Origin of the sequence: Thalassospira sp. UBA1131 (assembly GCF_002311515.1) — a bacterium.
Classification (GTDB): Bacteria; Pseudomonadota; Alphaproteobacteria; order Rhodospirillales; family Thalassospiraceae; genus Thalassospira.
Map to the genome: position 1 here is coordinate 125257 of NZ_DCAO01000109.1, position 4584 is coordinate 129840.

A 4584-nucleotide genomic window follows, 5' to 3' on the forward strand; every position below is an offset into this window, starting at 1 on the left:
AAATAAATCCCGAATGCAAGAAGCAGAACACCAAGGGTTGCGCCCTTGATGAAACTGTTGCTGCCCGATTTGGTGATCAGCGCCGTATCAGGCAGGAGTTCGGCCTCAAAGACATGCGCGCTGTTGGTATGGACCGCGATAACCAGCCAATATTCGCCAAGTGACAGTTTCGGCCATTCGGCAACGTGCGAAAGATTTTGCAGGCCACCCTTGGCTCTTGGAATTCGATCGCCGAGATGTTCCTGCCAGATGATCTGGCGCGCGTCATTTGTCAGGATGCTGATCTCGATATCATTCAGATACACATGTCCGATATCGATAAAGGCGCTTCTTCCAGTTCGTCCGGGTTGATCAACGATTTTGACCGGCGCGCGATACCAGATGGTGCGATCTGTATAGCCCGGACCGCGTGCCTCAAGGACAGAGGCGAATTCAGATTCGGCAATCGACGGGATTTTAAATGCGCTTTCCACTTTACGGTCTGTCACCAGACGCGTCAGATAGCGGTTCAGATTGATAACTTCCGCAGGTCCGCTGGGGGGCAGGACGAGTGTTTTGGCAACCTCATGCGCAGCGATTTTGGGTCCGTAAACGGCAAGGATGCCGGAAGCGGTCACAATCAACATCGCAAAAAGAAACATATTCAAGCGGATGCTGCGCAAAATTCCCCCGGTTTCAGCCCCTTAGCCCCTTCATCTTGTGATAGCCGGTTTTTGACCGAAGGTCATTGCTTTTATCCGAATATCGCCGTGTTTGCCTGTTAACGGATTGATTGCCAGTTTGGCACTAGAATAGGCGCTGAAATATGCCGATTGGCGGTGGCATTGCGCCGCCACTTTGATATAAGCGGCAGTCAGAATGAATTGACAGGGCATAATGCCCGCAACGCAAGCAGAGACACAGAATATGAGCCGCAAGTATTTTGGCACCGATGGCATTCGCGGAACTGCCAATACAGCGCCGATGACCGCAGAAGTCGCCCTGAAAGTCGGGATGGCTGCCGGCCATTATTTCACCCGTGGTGATCACCGCCACAAGGTTGTGATTGGCAAGGATACCCGACTGTCGGGCTATATGCTTGAACCCGCCCTTGTTGCCGGTTTCACCTCGATGGGGATGGATGTCATGCTGGTCGGCCCGATGCCGACCCCGGCGGTGGCCATGCTGACCAAATCGATGCGTGCTGATATCGGTGTGATGATCTCTGCCTCGCATAACCCGTTCCAGGATAACGGCATCAAGCTGTTTGGCCCGGATGGCTTCAAGCTGTCGGACGAGGTCGAACTTGAAATCGAAGCCCTGATGGAAAGCGATCTTTCGGGCAAACTGGTACCTGCCAACGCGCTTGGCCGCGCCAAACGCATTGATGATGCGCCGGGCCGTTATATCGAGGCCGTCAAATCATCCTTGCCGGGCACGGTCACGCTTGAAGGTCTGCGCATCGTGCTTGATTGCGCCCATGGTGCCGGCTACTCCGTCGCGCCCAAGGTTCTGCGTGAACTGGGGGCTGACGTGATTGAAATCGGCACCAGCCCGAATGGCCTGAACATCAATGATCAGTGTGGCTCGACCTACACCAAAACCATGTGTGACCGGGTTCTGGCCGAAAAGGCCGATGTCGGGATTGCCCTGGATGGCGATGCCGACCGTGTCCAGATGTGTGATGAAAAGGGACATCTGATCGACGGTGACCAGCTGATGGGCCTTGTTGTAACCCACTGGAAACGCACCGGTCAGCTGCGCGGTAACGCGCTGGTCGCAACTGTGATGTCGAACCTTGGTCTTGAACGTTACCTTGAAAGCAACGATGTCCGTCTGATCCGCACCAAGGTTGGTGATCGCTATGTCGTCGAACAGATGCGCGCCCTTGATTGCAATGTCGGTGGTGAACAGTCCGGCCATATCGTGCTGTCGGACTTCGCATCGACCGGCGATGGCCTGTTGGCAGCCCTTCAGGTGCTGGCAGTCCTTGCCAGCCGCGAAGGCCCGGTGTCGGAACTCAGCCGCGTGTTCGAACCGCTGCCGCAGATCCTTAAAAACGTGCGCTACAGTGCCGGTTCCGATCCCTTGGCGCAAAGCAGTGTCATCGAAGCCATATCCCTGGCCGAGCGGGCCTTTAACGGTGATGGTCGTATCCTGATCCGTAAATCCGGCACCGAACCGCTGATCCGTGTCATGGCCGAAGGCGATGACGCGCTTAAGGTCGAACAGATCGTTGATGGCATCGTTGCCGAAATCACTGCCGTTGCCGGTTAACCGGTCATTGTGACGAAAACCTGATATCTGCAGGATAAGGAAGGGTCGTATGAAGGGTCGTGTCTTGATTATTGCCGGGTCGGATTGTTCCGGTGGGGCCGGTATTCAGGCCGATATCAAATCGGTGACGGCCCTTGGCGGCTATGCTGCAACTGCGATAACGGCCCTCACGGTGCAAAACACCACCGGAGTCTTTGACGTTCTTGGCATCGATCCGGACATGATCGTCCATCAGGCCACCGTGACGATTGATGATATTGGCGCAGATGCGCTCAAAACCGGGATGCTGCATTCGGTGCCGGTGATTATCGCTGTGGCGGAATTTATCAAATCAAAGGCTGAAGGCATTCCGGTCGTTGTAGACCCCGTGATGGTATCACAAAGCGGTTCACGCCTGCTTCAGGAAGACGCGGTCGAGGCCCTTATGACCCATATGGTCCCGCTTGCCACCGTGCTGACACCAAATATTCCCGAGGCTGAAGTATTATCAGGTATGAAAATCACCAGCGAAGCTGATATGATTGCTGCAGCGCACAAAATTGGTGATCTCGGTTGTGAGGCCGTCCTGATAAAAGGTGGTCACGCCGACGGGGACAAAATCGTCGATATCTTGTGGCGCCGGGATCGCGATATCGAAGGTTTCGAAGATACGCGCATTCCGTCTGAGAATAATCATGGTACGGGCTGCTCGCTTGCAAGTGCCATTGCAACCGGGCTGGCTCAGGGCATGGGATTAAGTGATTCCGTTGCCCGTGCGCGGGCATATGTCCGTGAAGCCATCCGAACCGCACCGGACTTTGGCAAAGGAAACGGTCCGCTAAACCATGCGCATCCTGTGACCGGTTGAATAATTCAACACGAATGTGACAGGGCGCTGAAAGTTGGGACACTTAAGCTATGCCGGGCACATCGTTTTTCCATCAGGCGCGTAACAACGCCTGGTCAAATCACCGTTTGTATGGGGTCTGTCAGAAATTGACAGATGGCGAACTCACCTCCAAACGAACACCTTTTTCCGCCTCTATTCTTGAAACGCTGAACCATATCCTGACCAATGACTGGTATTATCTTGATGCGCTGGTCGATGGCAGGCGGGGTCGGACGTGTCTTGATACTGAAATGCCGTTTGGTGCCATCGATAAACTGGCCGTAGCCCAGCGTGATGCGGATATGCGGTTGATGGCCTATTGTGAACAGCTCAATGACAAGGATGCCATCCGGGCGGTGGAACTGGTCCGCGAAGACGGCAGCAAGACGCTTGAAACTGTGGCTGATATTTTGTCACATCTGTTTGTCTATCAAACCCATCAACGCGGGCAGGTGCATGCGCTTTTGGCCGTCACCGGTCAGGCACCACCAATCCTTGATGACTACCATCTTGAATATGATGCGCCGATGCCAAGCTTCGATTTTTCGGCCCTTGGCCGCAAAGGCGCATAAAGGATACCGATGAATACAAGAATGCTGCGCCGTGCGATTCTGGCTGGCGGGATCGCCGTTCTGGCCGTCGTCAGTTTCGGCAATCCCCATCGTCATGTTGCCGATCTTTTCTGGCCCGATGATGCCGCACCCTGGGAACATGTCACTGCGGTCTATGTCCCCGATATCAGTCAACCGACGCGGGTCAAGATATCCGAGGCCACTTATGACGATCTTGCGGCCTGCCGCGATCACGTCATGGAACAGGCGGCCGCGCAAGGCGACCCAAACCTTGAGAAGGGTCGCTTTGAATGCGCCATCGGATTTTATGCCGACAAGGATGATGGCACCGGCGGCGAATACCGCCTGATCGTCAAGTAACCTGACGCGTGGTTTGTCGAAGGCCTAAAGCACGTACCAAAGCAATGCCGGCAAGGCGATGGCGGCAAGGAAGCTTGAACTGATCACCACACCGGCGACTTCTTCCGGCTCGCGGTTATAAAGCTGCGCAAACAGGTAGCAGAACACGGCAACCGGCATCGAACATTGCAGGATAACCACCCCGCGTTCCATGCCGGTCAGTCCCATGACTTCCGACAGACCCAAACCAACCCCGAAACCCATACCAAGACGCAACACACTCAGTGCCGTGCTGCGTGCAAGGCTGACCGGGCGCAGCTTGGCAAGCGACACACCAAGGGTAAACAGCATCAACGGAATGGTCAGTTGCCCGATCAGGTTGGTGGTGTTGTAAAGCCATTCCGGCACCGGCGTTTCGGTGGCAAGAAAGCCCGTGGCAATCAGGGTTGCCGGAATGATAGGCATCTTGGCCAGCGACTTGATCGAAAAGCTGCCCGATACGAACGCAACCCCGATGGTCAGCTGGATCACGACATAGGCGGCAAAGAA

6 protein-coding genes are annotated in these 4584 nt (G+C 55.0%); 4 read left to right on the plus strand and 2 right to left on the minus strand.

Annotated features, from left to right (window positions below):
- A partial coding sequence (locus tag B3Z49_RS18385; protein ID WP_296993472.1) for a hypothetical protein occupies positions 1–647 on the minus strand: 647 nt, incomplete at its 3' end.
- Positions 648–906: 259 nt separating this feature from the next.
- Between B3Z49_RS18385 and glmM the strand changes: the two genes are divergently transcribed.
- Genes glmM through B3Z49_RS18405 form a run of 4 tightly spaced genes read left to right on the plus strand, consistent with a single transcriptional unit; the run spans position 907 to position 4056 of the window.
- Positions 907–2256 carry a phosphoglucosamine mutase gene (glmM, locus tag B3Z49_RS18390; RefSeq protein ID WP_296993476.1) on the plus strand — a complete coding sequence of 450 codons (1350 nt, stop codon included), beginning with the start codon at positions 907–909 and terminating at the stop codon, positions 2254–2256.
- A 49-nt stretch (positions 2257–2305) separates the two neighbouring features.
- On the plus strand, positions 2306–3103 hold the full coding sequence (gene thiD, locus B3Z49_RS18395) for a bifunctional hydroxymethylpyrimidine kinase/phosphomethylpyrimidine kinase (protein ID WP_296993478.1): 798 nt from the start codon (positions 2306–2308) through the stop codon (positions 3101–3103).
- 50 nt (positions 3104–3153) lie between these two features.
- Positions 3154–3696 (plus strand): DinB family protein, encoded by a 543-nt coding sequence (locus tag B3Z49_RS18400; protein ID WP_296993480.1) that lies wholly within the window; start codon positions 3154–3156, stop codon positions 3694–3696.
- Positions 3697–3705: 9 nt separating this feature from the next.
- Entirely contained in the window at positions 3706–4056 is a 351-nt protein-coding gene (locus tag B3Z49_RS18405) for a hypothetical protein (protein WP_064780646.1), read from the plus strand.
- Positions 4057–4080: 24 nt separating this feature from the next.
- Here the strand turns inward: B3Z49_RS18405 and B3Z49_RS18410 are convergent.
- A partial coding sequence (locus B3Z49_RS18410) for an AEC family transporter (protein ID WP_296993484.1) occupies positions 4081–4584 on the minus strand: 504 nt, incomplete at its 5' end.

Bases quoted from the DNA above. Each gene is read 5' to 3' on its own strand.
- B3Z49_RS18405 (WP_064780646.1), top strand. From the start codon at position 3,706: ATGAATACAAGAATGCTGCGCCGTGCGATTCTGGCTGGCGGGATCGCC.
- B3Z49_RS18400 (WP_296993480.1), top strand. From the start codon at position 3,154: ATGCCGGGCACATCGTTTTTCCATCAGGCGCGTAACAACGCCTGGTCA.
- thiD (WP_296993478.1), top strand. From the start codon at position 2,306: ATGAAGGGTCGTGTCTTGATTATTGCCGGGTCGGATTGTTCCGGTGGG.
- glmM (WP_296993476.1), top strand. From the start codon at position 907: ATGAGCCGCAAGTATTTTGGCACCGATGGCATTCGCGGAACTGCCAAT.